We start from the raw sequence: 19,697 nt of genomic DNA, 5'->3' as shown, positions 1-19,697 counted from the left end.
GATTCCGCAACAGGTAAACGAAACTCACTCGAGGGTGGCTTGTCAAATTGCACATCCGATTGCGCTGAAAACTGATTGGACTTTTGGACTTCCAACGCTTGTTGACGTTGTTGCTGGGTCGCATCAAGCTGGTCTAATGCTTTTTGCTCTAAAGGCGATAAATTCGCTGCTAAACTCAAACTTGTCGCTGTCAACAGCGCAAATAAAGGAAAATGGCGCATAAAGACCTCTAAAAGATAAAAACATGTCAATACATTCCCTTCCCATCTTTGATTTAATCATTCTCTAATATATAGAGAAAATCATTTATGTTTAAAAATGTTATTAAACTATTCAACATAAAAGCCTCTTTACTAATAAAAACAGAGACGACTAAAAATCCCTCGCTTTTCGAAGCGTGCCAGTTCAAATCTGGCCTCGGGCATCATTAAAACATCAATAAATACAAAAAGATAGCCACTAAAGCGGCTTTTTTATATCTAAAATTTATCTTTCTTATTTTTCAATTCTTACTTAGTAGGATTATTGAATTGCGATACAGTGCGCTCTTATTGATTAATTTTTGATAAGGAATTTCGCTATAGTAGCAGTATAGCCAACTTATTAGATATATTAGAAATGACAAGCACCCAAAAATCGCTTTTTATCATGCTTGAACAAGTTATTTTAGTTTTTCAATTAAAGAAGAGATAACATACTACGTACAATCCATTTTTCTTTTTTGTCCTAGTTTTCAGTTTTCCGTAAAATAGACTAAGCATAAAAAACTACATAGGGAGGAAGCAAATTTCCTATGTCATCAACTTTACTATAAAACTGTTATACGCTTGTACCAAATTGTCCACTCTAAATTAAATTTTTATTGTCAACTAAAAACCATTCTATGAAAATGGATTTTTACTTACTATATAAATGTAATATCAATAAATTTACAGGAGTTATTTCGCTCTAAAAGCCTAAACAATAAATCAAAATGAATTCAGAGAAATAGTTTGATAAAGATATTCTTATCTCTCAGTTCTTGTACGAATCGTTTCTAAATCATCATCAATCAACAATTGTCCATTCAAAAAGACTGTGCGTAATTGATTTTCTCGCTCGCCTAACTCCTGCTGAAGTACCGTTTGCCAGCGATCCTGTTGTTTAACTAAAGCAAGTACACCTCTTTTTGAACGTTTTGCACGATTAGTAATTGGATCTTTATATACATCTTGCCATTTACTCGCAATCTTGGCTGCGCTTGCTTTCATTGCCCAACTCATCGTATCTCGATTAACATGTTGTAATAAACCACCTCCCATTCCAAAATTCACATTATCGGCACTAAATCCATGTGCCATTATCGCTTCCAAAATCGGAACAATTGAATTGCAATTGATCCCATCTCCTTGAATAAGGCGTATACAATCAGGCAGCACTTTGTAGCCCTTACTATTTATTGTTGAGCCAAATTTATTTTCTAAAATCGTTAGTGCTCGACATATCACTTCTACTGGCTCTCCACTATCTGGACGTATCACTAATGTGCCACCTAATTGTTTTACTTTATCTCTAAGTTTACTTCCCCAAATATTTTCTAGCGCATCCCAAAGATCATAGCTATCTGATACGACTGCATAAATCTTACCTTTACCAGCAAATTGATTTAACATATTGTCATAAGCAGCAACTTCTCTTTCTTTTCCCCATGAGGTGATCGTACTATGTTCTGCTGCTGGAATAGAAAAAGCGGGCATTTGTGTTGCATTATACCAACGACGAGCAGCAAGCAATGCGGAAACACTATCTGTTCCGTTAAAATTAACTAAATGAGCCAAACCGCCTAAAGCCACTGTTTCTAAACTAGACGCGCCTCTTGCGCCAAAATCATGTAGTTTAAACGGCAACCCATCTAAATTATCTGCAGATATTTCAAGTGCTTGTTTAATTTTTTGCTTACAAAAATAAGAAATGCTTGCAACAGAAGAAGGATACCAAATGGCACGCAATAATGCAGTTTCTAGATAGCCTGCAAGCCAATAGAACTCTGGGTCAGTATTGACAATCTGACAAACCACATTCCCTACAGGCAACACAGTACCTTCTGGTACCGCTTCTATTTTTAATGGTAAAAATCCATGATGCTTCTCAATTAAACACAGCCAACCACTACGATTAAATGGTAAACCATGCATACTTAGAACTACTTCTGCGTCTTCAATATCTTGTTGACTAATTGGTGTTAATAAATATTCTTTGATGAATGCTTGTAAACCAAATACAACAACATCAAAATCTCCGCTACGCGCTTCAACATAATAAGATACATGCTCTGTATTAGGCGGATATTGTAGCCAATGAGACGCTTTATAGCTGTCAACATTTAAAATAAGATTAAGGAAGTTAGAAGTATACATTTCATTTAAATCATTTTAACTAAAAATAAACATATTTTTGATATATATACTTTACCAAAGTTTATTTTAAATGACACTAGATAATTGCGAATAATGTATAAAAAGTAAAAGAGCGGTCGATTTTTTATTAAATTTGTCTCAAATAACAACAATATTATATAGTAATAGATATAACACTTTACAAAATATGTTCAAAATTGACCGCACTTTCTCTGTTAAAATGTTGATTCACGCAGCAGAAAGATATTGATCATATATCTAAAGATCATTTCGATAATCTTAAACCAGTAAAAAGCAATTAAATCTGTATTATTGCTAAAGGCAACATTAAAAAAGCAGTATTCATCTTTATAGGAACCATTTAAACAATATAAAAAGAGCAATAAATATGAGCTCCTTCTCAATATTCATTGCTCTTTTAGTCCAATCACTACTCTGTAATATGCAGTGATTTTTCTTCATTAGAATTGGTAACGAGCACCAATTGCTAAAGAATACTGTCCTTTATTACGTGCATGTTGGAAACCGACCTCTGTTGATAAAGCAAACTTAGGCGTAATATTTGCAATAACTTGTGTACCTAAATTTAATGTATCAGCGAGTTTACCTTGTTTATATGTTACACCATCAACATATAATTGATGTGTTTTTTGTTGGTACATATCGTAAGAAAGCTGTCCTTTGACTTCAAACATCTCAACTCGATAACTCACATCAACACCAAGATTCGTTTTTAATGCATTGAAATTATTATACTTCAACAACGCGTCATTGGTTTTATCGTTGACATCCGAAAGAGATGCATGTAAGTAATGTAAGCCAAACATTGGAGTAATCGAGGCATTTTGCATCCATTGATAACGATAACCTAAATCAGCACCAATATTAAAAGTATGACCTTTTATATTACTTGCATTTTCAATATCGCCCTTATGTTTTTGATAGCCAGTTGATAAATCTACCATCAAATTGTGAGACAGGTTACTATGCCAATTTGCGCTTCCCCCCCAACTTTGATATTTCGCTTTAGTATCACCATCTACTGCTTTTGGCGTCACTTTATAAGAGGTTTTATTCAATGCTGCATAAACCGCATTATTACCACCTTGAGACTGCCATACTTTGCCACCTAACATTACACCGTTATAACTTGAATTAAAATCATAACCATAGTCAACAAAACTTAAATTTGAACCATATTTTTGTTTACCATTGAGATATTTAACAAAAATACTGCGCTCTTTATCTTGCAATAAACGTGTTTCCTGCATAAAACCTTGTTGAATTTGCTCACTCATTTTATTGATTGCAAGATTTGCGGTTAAATAAGAAGCTAATACAGGGTTCACTTGTGGACGTGCATTTACTGTTGATGGTGCTTTAAGCGGTGCGACTGTTGATACCGCTTTACCGTCTGCCGTAATTAATTTATTTGTTAAATAAAGTGAATGGGGTACCACTGGCGCACGTAATACACCAGGCTTAGCCACTGAAGCAACAGTATAAACATACATACCATAAACTAATTCATTATCAACTAAACGCCATTTCACTTGACCATCATCCTTAAACGTGAGTAATTCTTCACCTTGAGCATGATAGTAACCTTTATCATTTGGCTTCAGTTTTTTCTGTAAATCAACTTGCAACCTAACTTCTTTACCAGATACGGCTTTTGTAATATTTAACTTTGATGTCTTCTCATCAGAAACGGTAAGCTGAATATGTCCTGAAGCATCATTATTTACAGTTAATACATCAATATTTTGCATGGCTTCAACTTGTAGAACACCTGTTTTATTTAGCGTAACATCAGTGAAAGCTTTATTTTTATTTTGTTCAGCCTTTTGCGCTAAAACTAAAGTACCTTCACTAACAGTCACGCCTCCTAGACTTTCTCCCACACCTTGTTTAACTGCAATACCATCACCTATTTTCTCAAGGGAATCTGTACCATTATAAGTGACTGTTAATGGCGTTTTTTGACGGATGTCACTAAATATTTTGCCATCGCGCCAGAAAAATTCTTGCATTTCAATTGGTAAGTACATGATAGTTGTATAATCAGTAGTATTTTCATATGCTAATCCGATACTGCCATCACCAAGTTCTGCCATTGAGCTATAAACATAGCCGTTTGGATGTGTTCTATTTGCTTTTCCAGAACTTTTTATTTCTCTAACTAATTTTGTAGTATTCCATTTAATAGAGCCATCTGCTTGAACTTCTCCCAAGAAAAGTTTACCATCACGACGCTTATCATCTCCACTTGTTCCTGATATAGATTGCCCTGAAAAAATAACATATTCTTTATCATTAATTTTTTTAGAATACTTAATAACTGATAGCTGTGAATAACCATGATTCAATTCATTAATTTTTTCAGTACTAACCCATGTATAACCTCCATCTTTAGATGTTGACATCATTACTTTACCACTTTGATTTCTCATAAAAAGTTTAATGTCTCCATTATCTAATTCAACAAGTTGAGCTTCCGTTAGCCTATTAGTATTACTAGGAGAAGTTCTCGAATCATAGCCATTTAAACGAGTATCATTAGGACTTTTACCTAATTCCCAACTTTTACCACCATCTTGACTAATAATCAAAGCTGTTGATTCCATGCCAGCAAGATTAGAATAATACACAGGCAAAACTAAGTTTCCATTTTTTGTTTGAAGACCAACTCCAGGTCCTGTACCAAAAAAACGCATCCAATCTTTCTTAACTTGAGAAGTAATATCGACAGGATTCGCCCAAGTTTTTCCATTATCATCTGAATGAGTCAACCAGATATAGGCTGTATTTGGCGCAACAAATGGGACATTTTTATTCTTATCTTCTTTCTTTAAATAGATATTTCCTAAATATTCGCCATTTTTATATACATTGCCTAAATCTTTAAAATTTAGTTCAGCTTTTCCATTAACTTCTACTCGATATTCTGTTTTTTCATTATTTTCATCAAAAACCTCTCCATTATCACGTAATGTCCAATGATTTCCATTAGCTTGTCCATATTGATAAAGCTTCAAATAATTTTTTCCACCAATATTTACATATCCGCTGCCTAGCTCTTTTATTCCATTATCATTAACTCCAGATAATCCAGTACTTTCAGGATACATATCAACAGCTAAAAAAATTCGACCATTACGTTGATCTTGAACCATTTGAGCATCTATAAGAAAAGCTGAATTCCTGTATTTCTTATTTTCAGCACTATTACTACTACGAATTCCCCAGGGATTAAACGTTGGTGCATCATCTCTAATTGGTGATTTATCTCCATTTTGTGATGGCAGATCCAAAATCGTTGTAATATTTCCCCATGTTTTACCATCATCATGGCTAATACGGATTGCAGTATCAATATCTCCCCAGTCTCCGCGGTGTTGCCAGCGCTTATCTGCTGCGGCAATTAATACACCGTCTTTTGTTCTCAATAAAGAAGGAATACGCCAAATTGGCACATTTTCACTGCCTTGCTCGGTTAAACTTTTATCAAACAGCTTAATTTCTGGGTGTGATATTGCGCCTAAAGTAAGCCTATCCGTATCAGTAATTTGACCAAAAGCGAATGTAGAAGAAAGTAAAGTACTTGATAATGCAAGTGTTAAAAGACTAGGGTTAAATTTTTTCATAAATACCTCAATCCAATCATCATATTAAGCATGTTGTCACTACAACTGCCTTAAAACTAATTAGGTTACAAAATGGAGTAAAGGAGTAAATGACGATATTTAGAGTGTTATCACAGTTTTTAAGGTAAAAAATGAAATAAGACTCCATTTATGTATAAAAATACAACAAATAATCAACATAAAAACGAGAAAATTAACATTTTTGATAAATGCACAAAATTTATCTATTTATTAATGGAGTAAAATAAAAGCAAATTTTGCTTAAAATAGATTTAATCCTATGTTTGGAAAATGATAAGAATTAAAAGAAAAGTCAAATTACAATTTTTTTCTAATAAAAAGAAAAAAGCTACTCAGATGATTTACCTTGAGCAGCTTTGTTATTGATGGGAGTAATCAAAATTAAGCGTGATAACGCCCTACCCCAAGCTCATCTTCTTTACGTGTACGATTAATCACCGCTTGTGGTGATTGCACCACACGCAGCCCCATTTGTTCTTCAGTACGAACCACATCACCACGTAATGAATTAGTGAAGACATCAGTAATTTTAATATCAACAAACTTACCGATCATATCTGGTGTTCCAACAAAGTTAACAATACGATTTGTTTCTGTCCGCCCAGTAAGTTCCATGATATCTTTTTTCGATGGTCCTTCCACTAATACTCGTTGTTCTGTTCCCAACATTGCACGGCTAAATTGTGCTGCTTGGTTATTGATACGCTGCTGTAATACATATAAACGTTGTTTTTTCTCTTCTTCACATACATCATCAGGCATATCAGCAGCAGGTGTGCCAGGACGAGCGGAATAAATAAAGCTAAAGCTCATATCAAAATTCACCTGAGCAATTAAATTCATTGTTTGTTCAAAATCTTCTGCTGTTTCACCTGGGAAGCCAACAATAAAATCTGAACTAATTTGAATTTCAGGACGAACCGCTCTTAATTTGCGAATAATGGATTTATATTCAAGTGCGGTATGATTACGTTTCATCATGGAAAGCACACGATCTGAACCACTCTGCACTGGTAAATGCAAGAAACTGACTAATTCAGGAGTATCACGGTAGACATCAATGATGTCATCTGTAAATTCAATTGGATGACTTGTGGTAAAACGTAAACGATCAATACCATCGATTGCAGCGACCAGTCGTAATAACTCAGCAAAAGTGCAAATACCATCATCATGAGTGGCACCACGATATGCATTCACGTTTTGACCTAATAAATTGACTTCGCGTACCCCTTGCTCTGCTAATTGCGCAATTTCAAATAACACATCATCAACAGGACGACTAACTTCTTCACCTCTGGTATAAGGGACCACACAAAATGAGCAATATTTATTACACCCTTCCATAATAGAAACAAAGGCAGTTGGACCTTCAGCTCGAGGTTCAGGCAAGCGGTCAAACTTCTCAATTTCTGGAAAGCTGACATCAACAACCGAACTTTTCCCTCCACGAATTTGATTAATCATTTCAGGTAGACGATGTAAGGTTTGAGGTCCAAAAATAATATCAACATAAGGGGCACGAGTACGAATATGTTCGCCTTCTTGTGATGCAACACAACCACCAACACCAATGACAAGTGCTGGATTTTGTTTTTTTAATTCTTTCCAACGACCTAATTGATGAAAGACTTTTTCTTGCGCTTTTTCTCGGATCGAGCAAGTATTCAATAATAATACATCTGCTTCTTCTGGAATTTCTGTTAATTCTAAACCATGAGTACTATTTAAAAGATCTGCCATTTTTGATGAATCGTATTCATTCATCTGACAACCCCAGGTTTTAATATGTAGTTTTTGCGTCATATTGTTTTAAAAAATTTAATCTATAAAAAATTTGACTGGCTATTTTACAGGCTTGTCAGTATGCTGGCTAGTTAAAAAAGAGATTTCTTTTGAATTTCCCTCGTTGGCGGTAGAATAGTTGGCAAAAAATAAAAGGAAAGGAACAATGGCAGTCATACAAAAAGACATTATTGTTGTCGGTGGTGGAATGGTTGGTGCAGCTTGTGCGTTAGGATTAGGTCAGCAAGGACATCATATCCAGCTCATCGAACAACAGGCTTTGCCTCACTTTTCGCCTCATTCTCCTTACGACCTGCGTATTTCTGCAATTAGTGTCGCCTCAGTTAATTTATTAAAACAATTAACTGCGTGGCAACATATTGAGAAAACGAGAATTTGTCCTTATCGTGCTTTAGAAACTTGGGAAATAGAGGGTTTTTCAACCTATTTTCATAGTGATGAACTAAAACTTTCTGAATTAGGATTTATGGTCGAAAACAATCTGATTCAATTAGGATTATGGCAGGCAATTCAGTCAGTTAAAACCATACAAACCACACTTTGCTCACCAATCAAAGAAGTGGCAAAGTGCGGTCAACATTGGCAAATTTTACTTGAAAATGGTGATATATATTCAGCACCTTTGATTGTCGCCGCAGATGGCGCAAATTCACAGCTCCGCCAAATTGCAGGCATTGGTTTAACAGGTTGGCAATATCGCCAAAGTTGTATGTTAATGATTGTAGACACTGAATTGGAACAGCAAGATATTACATGGCAGCAATTTTATCCCTCTGGACCAAGAGCTTTTTTACCTTTGCTTGATCAGCAAGCCTGTTTAGTCTGGTATGACAGTCCACAACGTATCCAAACCTTAACACAGCTTCCACTAGAACAACTCACAACTGAAGTTAACCAGGCTTTCCCTGCACGTTTAGGAAAAGTCCAAGTAAAATGTGCGAACAGTTTTGAATTAACACGCCGTCATGCACAAGAATATTTCAAACAAGGGATCGTATTAGTGGGTGATGCTGCTCACACAATCAATCCCTTAGCAGGGCAAGGCGTTAATCTTGGTTTTAAAGATGTCAAAGCATTATTAGAGGTCTTACAACAAGCAACACAAAAAGGTGAAAACCCAGCAAGTGATGAAGTGCTTATGCGCTATCAACATAAACGCAAAGCAGATAATTTGTTAATGCAATCAGGTATGGATCTCTTTTATAAAGCTTTTAAAGAAGATATTTTGCCACTCAAAATTGCACGCAATCTCGCCTTATTTGCCACTAACAAAGCCACTCTACTAAAAAAACAAGCTTTAAAATATGCATTAGGCTTATAAAGTGATACTAAAAAAGAGCGGTCAAAATCTTGATTTTTTTGACCGCTCTTTTTTATGATTAATATCCTTCTTCATGCATATTTGGGAAAAACTGTGCCTTCTGAATTCGTTTTACTCTTGTTTCAATTCGCCCGTCAGGATGTAGTTCAACCTCCCGCCAACCTGGTTGTACTGAGTCTAAAGTAAAACTATGATGATCTGGTTTGAATTGAATACAAGTAGAAGGTGTTGCCATTACTTTATAGCCATGCCATTGCCCTTCCATTTCTTGATGGATATGACCATATAAAATGCCTTTTACATGATTAAAAGGCGCTAACACGTCCGCTAAGTCATGCGCATTACGTAAATTATGTTGATCAAGCCATGCCGAATTTGTTGGCAAAATATGATGATGTAAAACAATCAAAGCATAGCGTTCAGGATGATCTTTTAATTTAGAAAGTAACCAATCAATTTGATATTGGCTTAATTCACCATGTGGCACACCAAACACTTGACTGTCCAACAGCAGAATTTGCCAATGTTTTCCCAGTAAAATATGTTTTTTAGCACTCAAATTACCTTGATTTTGATTGAGTATTTCAAACATCTTAGGCTGAAAATCATGATTACCGGGAATCCAAAACACCATTTTTTCAAGCATTCTTACTTGTTCACAAAAATGTAAATAGCCTTCATGACTACTATCTTGTACAAGATCACCTGTGGCAAGAACAAAATCATAATCAAAACAACTCTCTTTGATTTCGTCCAATACCTGTTTAAAACTTTGAAGTGTATTGATGCCTAATAACTCACCCTTTTCATCCTTAAACAAATGCGGATCAGTAATTTGAACGAATTTGAATACTTCCGCTGATGTATCATATGTATAAGTACTGAACAAAGCGAACTCCTACTACTAAAATTTAAAAAATACAAAACTCGTTATAAATTACCGACTTATCAAGTAAATTGCACGTACCAAAATAAAAAAGTGTTAGCTAGGTCATATTTCTTTATGAAATTTTTTTAAAAATTAAACCTAAATCACATTTTTTTATTTACATATTGAACTTATCTTCACTCCACTGATTTTGTAATGTTGAGTAATTTAGCTGTAACCATTGAAGTCCTAAAACGGCAATACTATTATCAATTTTACCTTCATTGATCCACTGATACGCTATTTCTCGGCTCACCACATGTACACGGATATCTTCATTTTCTTCGGCTAAACCATGAATACCCTTTGCTTGTGTACTATCCACTTTTCCTACAAATAAATGAATACGCTCAATTACACCACCTGGGCTATCCCATACACTTAAACAGTGCTGTAAATGACTGACTTTTACCCCTGCTTCCTCTTCACTTTCACGCAATGCGACTTCTTCTGGTTTCTCTCCTTCTTCAACCATTCCTGCAATCAGTTCTAATAACCAAGGGGATCGATTCGAGTTAGGTTGATAAGCCCCAATACGGACTTGTTCAACTAAAATCACGCTGTCTTGTTGAGGGTCATAAGCAATCACAGCTGACGCAGCCCCTTTGACTAATAGCTCACGCGTCACAATTCCACTATAACCACCTGCAAATAATTTGTGTCTAAATTGAACTCGTTTCAGCTCAAAAAACCCCTTATACAAGGTTTCTTCATTTAAAATCTCAATATCTTGTTGTGTAAATTGTTGAATTTCCATTTTATGATTGTCCCCTTAACTTTTTCTTAAGCGTTCTGACATGCGCTTTTCTATGCTTTCCTCATAAAAATTGAACGATTAAATTAAAAATCGTTGAAAAATGTCATCTAAGTGCTGTTCAAGACAGACTTTTCCTGCAATATCTTCATTCTGCCATGCCTGCAATAATACTGCCTGTGAAAACTGTTGCATTGCATATTGAGCAATAGGTAAATAACTAATGTGCCAAGGCTCATAACCAATTTGTTTTTCAGTGGGTAAATTTGTGAAAGGTAAAACAAAATCAAACTGCGCTAAATTCAGCTGTAACCATTGACTCAATTCAAAGAAATATCCGCCTTGCTCATATTCCCATGGTTCAAGTTGTAAATGACAATCCATAGGCAATAAATTTGGATCAAAAATGTCAATTTCAGTGCCCCAATGATGACGACTCGCACCCGGTAAAGCAGACCAACGTAAAATTGCTTGCGCTTTCTGCCAATCAGAAAATATGCTCAAATCTAAGGAGTTACCATGATCATCATGTACTTTACGCTCACCGTGAAATTTGCTATTCCAAATTAGTTGTTGGCGTTGAAAATCACGAAAACTGCTCGCAGGTTGTAAATTAAACCCATTTTTCAAGGCGTGTTGTTGTAATCCTTGGAATGCTTTGACTCCATCTTTGTGTAAAAAATGTTGAGTTGAAAAAGAACAAGGAAGATGAACTAAATGGCTACGTACTTTACCCGTTAACTGCATTGCACTTAATTTAATACTCATACTGAATCCAAAAGATTGTTTAAAATTTGTTGATACACTTCTCCACACTGAACTAAGTCGTTCACATCAACACATTCGTTCACTTTATGAATACTTTTATTTAATGGACCAAACTCAACGACTTCTGCTCCCATTAAAGCGATAAAACGTGCGTCAGAAGTGCCTCCACCAGTATCTAAGTGCGGTATATTTTGGGTCACTTTTTTTACTGCACTCACAGTCGCGTCGACTAATTTGCCTTTTGCCGTTAAAAACGGTTTACCAGATAAATGCCATTCAATACGATAGCGTAATTGATGCTTTTCTAGCATTACTGCTACTTTTGATTTGATCTGCTCATCAGTAATTTCCGTACAATAACGTAAATTAAATTGCACATATAATTCTCCAGGAATCACATTATTACTGCCCGTACCCGCTTGAATATTGGCAATTTGTAAAGATGTCGGCGGAAAAAATGCATTGCCTTGATCCCATTGATAAGCCGTTAATTCCGTTAAAAATGCTAACGCTTTATGTACGGGATTTTCTGCTAAATGGGGGTAAGCCACATGTCCTTGAATGCCTTGAATATAAAGATTAGCAGTAATTGAACCTCGACGACCATTTTTGATAATATCGCCTAACTGTTGATTACTAGAAGGTTCACCAACAATACAATAATCAATCGCTTCTTCACGAGCCAATAAGGTTTCAACCACACGCACCGTACCATCTTTTGCAGCAGCTTCCTCATCTGAGGTTATTAGCAATGCAATAGTACCTTGATGTTCAGGCTTGGCTTGTACAAAGGTTTCTAGCGCAACAATCATTGCAGCAAGAGAACCTTTCATGTCGGCTGCACCACGCCCATACAATATATCATCTACAATCTGTGCTGAAAAAGGTGGATATTGCCATTGCTTTTCATCGCCAACAGGTACAACATCAGTATGACCCGCAAAAGCAATTACTGGAGAGCCAGAACCATGTTTTGCCCATAAATTTAATGTTTTATTAAAAGGCATCCATTCAATCTGAAATCCAAGTTTTTCCAAACGTTCCGCTATCACTTGTTGGCAACCTTGATCATCAGGGCTAATCGAAGGTCGACGAATCAACTCACTTGCTAGAGAAATTATATTTTGTTTCATTTCACACCGCACTTTCACATAACAAAGGGCAGACTTTGCAATCTGCCCTAATTGTATTCTTATTTAAAACAAGCTTCGTACTCTTTTACATTAAAACCAATTAACGCTTTATCTTGCTGCAAAATAATTGGACGTTTTATCAACGTTGGCTGTGCTAAAAGCACATCAAGTGCGGTCTGTTTTGATAAAGTTTCTTTGATTGATTCATCAAGATTGCGCCAAGTCGTACTGCGTTTATTCACTAAATTATCCCAGCCAAATTGTTGTTCTGCTTGTATCAGCCAATTCTTATCTAAACCTGCTACACGATAATCATGCAATTGATGGGAAACATTATTATCCACAAGCCATTTCAAGGCTTTTTTAACAGTATCGCAGTTCTTAATACCATAAACTGTAATCATTGTATGTCCTTTTATCTTGAGCTAATAAACAAAAAATCCTCGATTTTTTATCGAGGATTTAGTTTATCACTTTTTTAACTTAGTGGTTTGTCAATTTTCCAAGTAATGCATTCATACGTTTAATAAATGCAACTGGGTTTTCTAATGAACCACGCTCAGCTAACATCGCCTGTTCTAACAGCAATTCAATCCAATCGGCAAACTGTTGTTCATCCGCAATATCTGCGACTTTCTGAACTAAACTGTGCTCAGGATTTAATTCAAATGTATATTTTACTTCTGGCATAGTTTGACCCGCCGCAGCAAACAACTTAGCCATTTGAGTAGTCATTTGATCACTACCTGTTGAAACAACTGCTGGTGTATCCGTTAAACGGTGAGTTAAACGTACTTCTTTCACACGCTCACCTAATAAATTTTTCGCTCGTTCAATAAATGAAGCATATTGTTCATCTTGTGCCTTGTGATTTTCTTGCTCTTTATCCGCTAAATCACCTAAATCCAAGTCAGCTTTGCTAATTGTTTGCAACGCTTTGCCATCAAATTCAGTTAGGTAACTTAGCATCCACTCATCAATACGATCAGAAAGTAACAACACTTCAATACCTTTCTTATTAAATAGCTCTAAATGCGGACTATTTTTAGCCGCAATGTAAGTATCTGCGGTAATGTAATAAATCGCTTTTTGTCCTTCTTTCATACGTGCCACATAATCTTCTAGTGACACAGTCTGTTCACTGCTCTCATTATGTGTTGAAGCAAAACGTAATAACTTTGCAATGGTTTCTTTATTCGCGAAATCTTCTGCGGGTCCCTCTTTTAATACTAAACCAAATTCTTGCCAGAATGATTGATATTTTTGTGCATCATCTTTCGCTAATTTTTCTAACATTTGCAATGAACGTTTCGTTAAGGCTTTACATAACGCCGCAGTCACTTTATTATCTTGTAGAATTTCACGTGACACATTCAATGGCAAATCATTACTATCAATTAATCCACGCATAAAACGCAAATAATTTGGCATAAATTGCTCGGCGTCATCCATAATAAATACGCGTTGAACATAGAGTTTTAAGCCCTGTTTATGTTCTCGATTAAACAAATCCCAAGGTGCTTTAGCTGGTACATAGAGCAAACTGGTATATTCCTGATTGCCTTCCACTTTATTGTGTGCCCATAAGAGAGGGTCAGCAAAATCATGGCTCACATGTTTATAGAACTCTTTATATTCTTCTTCTGAAATCTCATTTTTTGATCGAGTCCATAGTGCTTGCGCCTTATTAATTTTCTCCCATTTAATACCTGTTTCTTTCCCTTCATCATCATAAGATTTAGCAAGAATTTCTACTGGTAGACCAATATGATCAGAATATTTACTGATAATTTCACGTAAACGCCATTCATTTAAAAATTCCTTTTCATCTGTACGTAAATGTAAGGTAATTTCCGTACCACGCTGTTTTTTCTCAACATCGGCTACCGAATATTCCCCTTCTCCCGCAGACTCCCAAAGTACCGCTTTATCAATACTCTCACCTGCTGCACGGCTTTTCACTGTTACTTTATCTGCTACAATAAAAGCAGAATAGAAACCAACCCCAAACTGTCCAATTAATTGGCTATCTTTTGCTTGATCACTGCCTAATGAACTTAAAAACTCTTTTGTCCCAGATTTGGCGATCGTCCCTAAATGATCAATCACTTGTGCACGCGTCATACCAATACCATTATCACTGATTGTTAACGTGCCTTTATCTTCATCAAAACTGATACGTACTTTTAAATCGCCATCGCCTTCATAGAGCTCTGGTGCGGAAAGCGCTTTAAAGCGTAGTTTATCTGCTGCATCAGAAGCATTTGAAATCAGCTCACGTAAGAAAATTTCTTTATTAGAATAGAGAGAATGAATCATGAGTTGCAAAAGTTGTTTGACTTCTGATTGAAAACCACGTGTTTCTTGATTATTCGACATAATATTTTCCTTTTCTGATAAATCATACATAAGTGCAGTCTGATATAAGTACAGAAACACGAATTTCAAGAGTCAGGAGAAAATTTTATTACTATAAGAAAAAGAAAAGTGCGGTCAAAATTTTTGATTTTTTGACCGCACTTGGATGAATACTCTGTGAATTAATCTAGATTAGAAGTCGTAACGTAGACCGACTTTAGCACCGTATTGATTAATATTAGTATCTGGGAAATGGCCTAAACTATTATATTCAATACCACCATTTAGAGATAAATTATTTGCCAAATTATACTGAGCACCAACAATAGCACCATAACCTAATTTTGACGTTTTAGCATCTCTAAAATAGCTTGGACCCGTATTTTGAATATCAAAAACATTTGATGCTAAACGAGCCCCAATATAAGGTTTAATTGTAGAATTCACATTAAAATCATAAAATGCCGAAAAACCTAAACCATATACTTTTGCAGTAATCGATTCATTATAATGTTTACCAGAAAACTTACCATAATGAGTATAATCAGCTGCTAAACGAAAAGCACCAAAATCATAGCCAACGCTAATACGAGGCTCAAATTTTGTATCACCTAACACTGGATATGCACTGAATTTAGTTTTAGATACACCAATATCACCTTGAACATAAAAATTTGCACTGGCTGTCGTAGCAAATAATGTCCCCATTGCTAATACTAGTAATGATTTTTTCATTATAACATCCTCTTTGATTAATGATTAAATGCAGACTGAGTATAGCATAGTCATATAGAATCTAGCTTTAAATTCAACCTAGATTTACAATCTTTACATAAATAAACAGCTTTTTTATTTTGTACATTATGATGCCTTCGCATTGTAAGATGATGTTCTCGGCATGCACAATGATAGGTTACAGTGTTTCCTTTCACACCAGTAATATCAAACTGATGATATACTTTTGGCTCTAAATCAAACACAACCGCCATAACTTCTCGCCATTCTTTACCATGCGGTTGCACTCGTCCAAAAACTTGATAGACAATTAAATGTGCTAATTCGTGTGGTACAACCTGAGCAATAAATTCTTCACGATTTTCTAATAATAAAATAGGATTTAATCTAATTTCATTGCGTTGTAAATAAGCGACACCCGCTTTTACTCCACGTATCTGATATGTTACAACTGGAACAGAGAAGGTGCATTTGAAATGTATTTCAGCAAGCTGTAAACAATGGATTAATTTACGTTGTACTTGCATTTTTAAATGACGAAATTGCGTGTCTTGTTGCATATAAAAAAGAAGGCGAACTATGTCGCCTTACGTTATTACGATGAAATTATTTTAAACCCGCTGCACTACGCAATTCTTCAGCACGATCAATTTTTTCCCAAGGGAATTGTTCACGACCAAAATGCCCATAAGCCGCAGTTTCACGATAAATAGGTTGAATTAAATCAAGCATTTTTATTAAACCATACGGACGTAAATCGAAGAATTCACGTACTAATTTAACTAATAATTCGTTCGCTACTTTACCAGTACCAAAAGTTTCTATCATGATAGAAGTTGGTTCTGCAACACCAATTGCATAGGAAAGTTGAATTTCACAACGTCCAGCAAGACCGGCTGCCACAATGTTTTTTGCTACATAACGTGCCGCATAAGCTGCAGAACGATCTACTTTTGATGGATCCTTACCAGAGAATGCTCCGCCCCCGTGACGAGCAGCGCCACCATAGGTATCCACAATAATTTTACGTCCTGTTAAGCCGCAATCTCCCATTGGTCCACCAATAACAAAACGCCCTGTTGGATTTATAAAATATTGAGTTTCTTTTGATAACCATTCACTTGGTAAAACAGGTTTGATGATTTCTTCCATGACGGCTTCATGTAAGTCTTTCTGTGTAATACTGCCACAATGCTGAGTTGAAAGCACTACCGCATCCACCCCAACAATCTTGTTATCTTCATATTTTAAGGTCACTTGGCTTTTCGCATCAGGACGCAACCAAGGCAATGTTCCTGATTTACGCACATCTGCCTGACGTTCCATTAAGCGATGTGCATAAGTAATTGCTGCAGGCATTAATACGTCTGTTTCATTTGTCGCATAACCGAACATGATACCTTGATCACCAGCCCCTTGATCTAATGGATTTTCACGGTCCACTCCTTGATTAATATCAGAAGATTGTTTCCCAATCGCATTTAATACTGCACATGAATGACCATCAAAGCCCATTTCAGAAGAAGTATAACCAATATCACAAATGACTTGGCGTGCAAGATTTTCAATATCTACCCAAGCAGATGTCGTAATTTCGCCACCGACTAATGCCATACCTGTTTTTACATAAGTTTCACAAGCGACACGTGCTTTAGGATCTTGTTTTAAAATCTCATCGAGCACAGCATCAGAGATTTGATCTGCAATTTTATCTGGATGCCCTTCTGACACCGATTCAGACGTAAATAAATAACTTGACATGAATATTCCCTAACTAATTTTAAAATACTTTAAGCGGCATCGCCATCTAGACGGCTAATCATACGCTTTTAAATATAAAAGGCAAGTATTTATTACAAAGAGAAATTGTAAGTTTACATCATAGTTATAATGAAATAAGGATGGTTTAACCTAGAATAGGTTTAGGTTTGGATAGATAATAAACAGCCCCACTAGTTACACTAAGTAGGGCTTATTGTGGTATTTTTATGCTAAAAATTACTTCAGGTTAAAAAAGCTCTTGCTCCACAAAGAAATAAGCAATTTCTCTTTTAGCACTTTCTAAACTATCGGAGCCATGCACTGAATTATGGCGACCATTCAAAGCAAAATCTCGGCGAATCGTACCAACAGCTGCCTGTTCTGGATTCGTTGCACCAATCAAAGTGCGGTAATCTTTAACTGCATTTTCCTTCTCTAACACTAACGCAACTACAGGTGCTGACATCATATAAGCCACTAAATCAGCAAAGAATTCTTTGCCTTGATGTTCAATATAAAACCCTTCTGTCTGCTCTTGCGTTAAACGCAACATTTTAGCGCCTACAATTCGAAAACCAGCCTGCTCAAAACGCATGAGAATTGTGCCAATTAAATTGCGTTGTACTGCATCGGGCTTAATAAGAGATAATGTTCTTTCTAATGCCATTTTTAATCCTTAAACACGTGCTTTATTTAATAAGAAATGTGCTAATGTTTGCACACCAATACCTGTTGCGCCAACTGCCCATACATCACTTGCTGTTTTACGGTAGGTTGCTGAACAATCAATATGCAACCAATTTTGTTGGTAATTTTTGACAAAGTAAGACAAAAATGCTGTTGCAGTACTTGCTCCAGCACCAACTGGTACAGTCCCTATGTTAGCAATATCAGCAAAAGCAGTACTAATTTGTGAACGATGTAATTCAGCGAAAGGTAAACGCCAGAAAGGCTCTTGTTCTGCACGTGCTGAAGTAAATAAAGCTTCGACTAATTTATCATCCATAGACAGCACTGAGTGATAGTCATTACCAACTGCCATTTTTGCTGCACCAGTTAAAGTGGCACAATCAACAATCACTTGTGGTTGCTGCTCATCAGCCTCAATTAAACCATCAGCCAATACCAAACGCCCTTCCGCATCTGTATTTAAAATTTCAGCTGTTACACCATTACGATAAGTAATAATATCGCCTAATTTAAAAGCATTACTACTCACCAAATTTTCTGCACAACATAAATATAACTTAACACGTTGTTGCAAACCACGTGCAATAGCTAACCCCAATGCTCCAGTAACAAGTGCTGCCCCACCCATATCAGTACGCATGGTGCTCATACCTTCGCTTGGTTTGATGCTATACCCGCCACTATCAAAAGTAATCCCTTTACCGACTAAACAAGCAAGAACTGGTGCATCTACTTTACCTGTTGGATTAAAATCTAATTGCAACATTGCTGGTGGATTTGCCGAACCTCGTCCTACATGCCAAATACCTTGGTAATTCTTCGCTCTTAATTCTTCACCAGAAATAATCGTAAAACTTACCGCACTTTTATCTGCATATTCTTCTGCTTGCTGTTCAATGAATTCAGCCGCACGTTTTGCTAATACAAGAGGCGTAATAATTTCTGCCGGTGAATTAATAATTTCACGTACAAAATCGCCACATTCAATACGTGCCAATAACTCTGCTTGTGGCTCATCATCAAGATGTGGGAATGCCAATACATAATCTTGTTTTGCAGTATAAAAGCCTTGATAAAACGCCCAACAACTCTCTAAATCCCAGTTTTCACCAACTAATTCTACATCTTTAATTCCTTGATTACGTAATTTACGTGCTGCTTTTTGTACTAAAGTGCGGTCAATATTGGCAGAAATATGAATGATGGCTTGCTCATGATGAAAACTCAGTAGTGCATTTTTCCCCCAAGCTTCACTTGCAGCTTGAGTTGATAGGCTAATTTGCATTGGCATAAAACATCCTTTTATTACATGAATTGTGATAACAAAAATAAAGTGCGTTTCACTATACCAGTTTTTACGCACTTTAGTATCCAATTAT

15 protein-coding genes and 1 pseudogene are annotated in these 19,697 nt (G+C 36.0%); 1 reads left to right on the top strand and 15 read right to left on the bottom strand.

Annotated features, from left to right (window positions below; translation table 11 throughout):
- The 4 genes and pseudogenes from ACFSAV_RS11215 to miaB form a co-directional block, all read right to left on the bottom strand.
- Positions 1-221, bottom strand: a pseudogene (locus tag ACFSAV_RS11215) (ShlB/FhaC/HecB family hemolysin secretion/activation protein); the annotation flags it as partial.
- Between the two features lie 786 nt (positions 222-1,007).
- Positions 1,008-2,396 (bottom strand): nicotinate phosphoribosyltransferase, encoded by a 1,389-nt coding sequence (locus tag ACFSAV_RS11210; RefSeq protein ID WP_379099702.1) that lies wholly within the window; start codon positions 2,394-2,396, stop codon positions 1,008-1,010.
- 461 nt (positions 2,397-2,857) lie between these two features.
- Complete coding sequence (locus ACFSAV_RS11205; RefSeq protein WP_379099699.1) at positions 2,858-6,043, bottom strand: exo-alpha-sialidase; 3,186 nt, start codon at positions 6,041-6,043, stop codon at positions 2,858-2,860.
- Positions 6,044-6,445: 402 nt separating this feature from the next.
- The gene (gene miaB, locus ACFSAV_RS11200) at positions 6,446-7,870 is read right to left on the bottom strand and encodes a tRNA (N6-isopentenyl adenosine(37)-C2)-methylthiotransferase MiaB (protein WP_379099696.1); all 1,425 of its coding nucleotides are present in this window, start codon (positions 7,868-7,870) and stop codon (positions 6,446-6,448) included.
- Between the two features lie 145 nt (positions 7,871-8,015).
- Between miaB and ACFSAV_RS11195 the strand changes: the two genes are divergently transcribed.
- Positions 8,016-9,191, top strand: coding sequence for an FAD-dependent monooxygenase (locus ACFSAV_RS11195; protein ID WP_379099693.1), 1,176 nt, complete (start codon positions 8,016-8,018; stop codon positions 9,189-9,191).
- Positions 9,192-9,249: 58 nt separating this feature from the next.
- Here the strand turns inward: ACFSAV_RS11195 and cpdA are convergent, their stop codons facing one another.
- From cpdA to pepB, 11 genes are all read right to left on the bottom strand, one after another.
- On the bottom strand, positions 9,250-10,080 hold the full coding sequence (gene cpdA / locus ACFSAV_RS11190; RefSeq protein WP_101775448.1) for a 3',5'-cyclic-AMP phosphodiesterase: 831 nt from the start codon (positions 10,078-10,080) through the stop codon (positions 9,250-9,252).
- Between the two features lie 157 nt (positions 10,081-10,237).
- Positions 10,238-10,876 (bottom strand): ADP-ribose diphosphatase, encoded by a 639-nt coding sequence (gene nudF / locus ACFSAV_RS11185; protein ID WP_379099689.1) that lies wholly within the window; start codon positions 10,874-10,876, stop codon positions 10,238-10,240.
- 78 nt (positions 10,877-10,954) lie between these two features.
- Positions 10,955-11,641: a M15 family metallopeptidase gene (locus ACFSAV_RS11180; protein ID WP_379099686.1), complete on the bottom strand. Its 687-nt coding sequence runs from the start codon at positions 11,639-11,641 to the stop codon at positions 10,955-10,957.
- Positions 11,638-12,774: a succinyl-diaminopimelate desuccinylase gene (gene dapE, locus ACFSAV_RS11175; protein WP_379099683.1), complete on the bottom strand. Its 1,137-nt coding sequence runs from the start codon at positions 12,772-12,774 to the stop codon at positions 11,638-11,640. Before dapE ends, ACFSAV_RS11180 begins: the two co-directional genes overlap by 4 nt.
- A gap of 59 nt (positions 12,775-12,833) precedes the next feature.
- On the bottom strand, positions 12,834-13,178 hold the full coding sequence (locus ACFSAV_RS11170) for an ArsC family reductase (protein ID WP_379099679.1): 345 nt from the start codon (positions 13,176-13,178) through the stop codon (positions 12,834-12,836).
- Positions 13,179-13,257: 79 nt separating this feature from the next.
- The gene (htpG, locus tag ACFSAV_RS11165) at positions 13,258-15,153 is read right to left on the bottom strand and encodes a molecular chaperone HtpG (protein ID WP_379099676.1); all 1,896 of its coding nucleotides are present in this window, start codon (positions 15,151-15,153) and stop codon (positions 13,258-13,260) included.
- Between the two features lie 171 nt (positions 15,154-15,324).
- Entirely contained in the window at positions 15,325-15,867 is a 543-nt protein-coding gene (locus ACFSAV_RS11160; RefSeq protein ID WP_379099673.1) for an opacity family porin, read from the bottom strand.
- A 50-nt stretch (positions 15,868-15,917) separates the two neighbouring features.
- Complete coding sequence (locus ACFSAV_RS11155) at positions 15,918-16,427, bottom strand: SprT family zinc-dependent metalloprotease (RefSeq protein ID WP_379099670.1); 510 nt, start codon at positions 16,425-16,427, stop codon at positions 15,918-15,920.
- Positions 16,428-16,473: 46 nt separating this feature from the next.
- Complete coding sequence (gene metK / locus ACFSAV_RS11150; protein WP_379099667.1) at positions 16,474-17,628, bottom strand: methionine adenosyltransferase; 1,155 nt, start codon at positions 17,626-17,628, stop codon at positions 16,474-16,476.
- A gap of 247 nt (positions 17,629-17,875) precedes the next feature.
- The gene (gene ndk, locus ACFSAV_RS11145; protein ID WP_379099664.1) at positions 17,876-18,295 is read right to left on the bottom strand and encodes a nucleoside-diphosphate kinase; all 420 of its coding nucleotides are present in this window, start codon (positions 18,293-18,295) and stop codon (positions 17,876-17,878) included.
- Between the two features lie 9 nt (positions 18,296-18,304).
- Positions 18,305-19,603 (bottom strand): aminopeptidase PepB, encoded by a 1,299-nt coding sequence (gene pepB, locus ACFSAV_RS11140; protein WP_379099725.1) that lies wholly within the window; start codon positions 19,601-19,603, stop codon positions 18,305-18,307.
- Positions 19,604-19,697: the final 94 nt, after the last annotated feature.

The organism is Pasteurella oralis, from assembly GCF_042681465.1.
Classification (GTDB): Bacteria; Pseudomonadota; Gammaproteobacteria; order Enterobacterales; family Pasteurellaceae; genus Pasteurella; species Pasteurella oralis.
This window is presented reverse-complemented; position numbering and strand designations above follow the sequence as displayed.

What these genes read in the sequence shown, in the direction of transcription:
- ACFSAV_RS11155 (WP_379099670.1), bottom strand. Translation starts at nt 16,427, where the DNA reads ATGCAACAAGACACGCAATTTCGTCATTTAAAAATGCAAGTACAACGT.
- ACFSAV_RS11195 (WP_379099693.1), top strand. Translation starts at nt 8,016, where the DNA reads ATGGCAGTCATACAAAAAGACATTATTGTTGTCGGTGGTGGAATGGTT.
- ACFSAV_RS11205 (WP_379099699.1), bottom strand. Translation starts at nt 6,043, where the DNA reads ATGAAAAAATTTAACCCTAGTCTTTTAACACTTGCATTATCAAGTACT.
- ndk (WP_379099664.1), bottom strand. Translation starts at nt 18,295, where the DNA reads ATGGCATTAGAAAGAACATTATCTCTTATTAAGCCCGATGCAGTACAA.
- ACFSAV_RS11180 (WP_379099686.1), bottom strand. Translation starts at nt 11,641, where the DNA reads ATGAGTATTAAATTAAGTGCAATGCAGTTAACGGGTAAAGTACGTAGC.
- ACFSAV_RS11170 (WP_379099679.1), bottom strand. Translation starts at nt 13,178, where the DNA reads ATGATTACAGTTTATGGTATTAAGAACTGCGATACTGTTAAAAAAGCC.
- ACFSAV_RS11160 (WP_379099673.1), bottom strand. Translation starts at nt 15,867, where the DNA reads ATGAAAAAATCATTACTAGTATTAGCAATGGGGACATTATTTGCTACG.
- pepB (WP_379099725.1), bottom strand. Translation starts at nt 19,603, where the DNA reads ATGCAAATTAGCCTATCAACTCAAGCTGCAAGTGAAGCTTGGGGGAAA.
- dapE (WP_379099683.1), bottom strand. Translation starts at nt 12,774, where the DNA reads ATGAAACAAAATATAATTTCTCTAGCAAGTGAGTTGATTCGTCGACCT.
- metK (WP_379099667.1), bottom strand. Translation starts at nt 17,628, where the DNA reads ATGTCAAGTTATTTATTTACGTCTGAATCGGTGTCAGAAGGGCATCCA.
- htpG (WP_379099676.1), bottom strand. Translation starts at nt 15,153, where the DNA reads ATGTCGAATAATCAAGAAACACGTGGTTTTCAATCAGAAGTCAAACAA.
- ACFSAV_RS11210 (WP_379099702.1), bottom strand. Translation starts at nt 2,396, where the DNA reads ATGTATACTTCTAACTTCCTTAATCTTATTTTAAATGTTGACAGCTAT.
- nudF (WP_379099689.1), bottom strand. Translation starts at nt 10,876, where the DNA reads ATGGAAATTCAACAATTTACACAACAAGATATTGAGATTTTAAATGAA.
- miaB (WP_379099696.1), bottom strand. Translation starts at nt 7,870, where the DNA reads ATGACGCAAAAACTACATATTAAAACCTGGGGTTGTCAGATGAATGAA.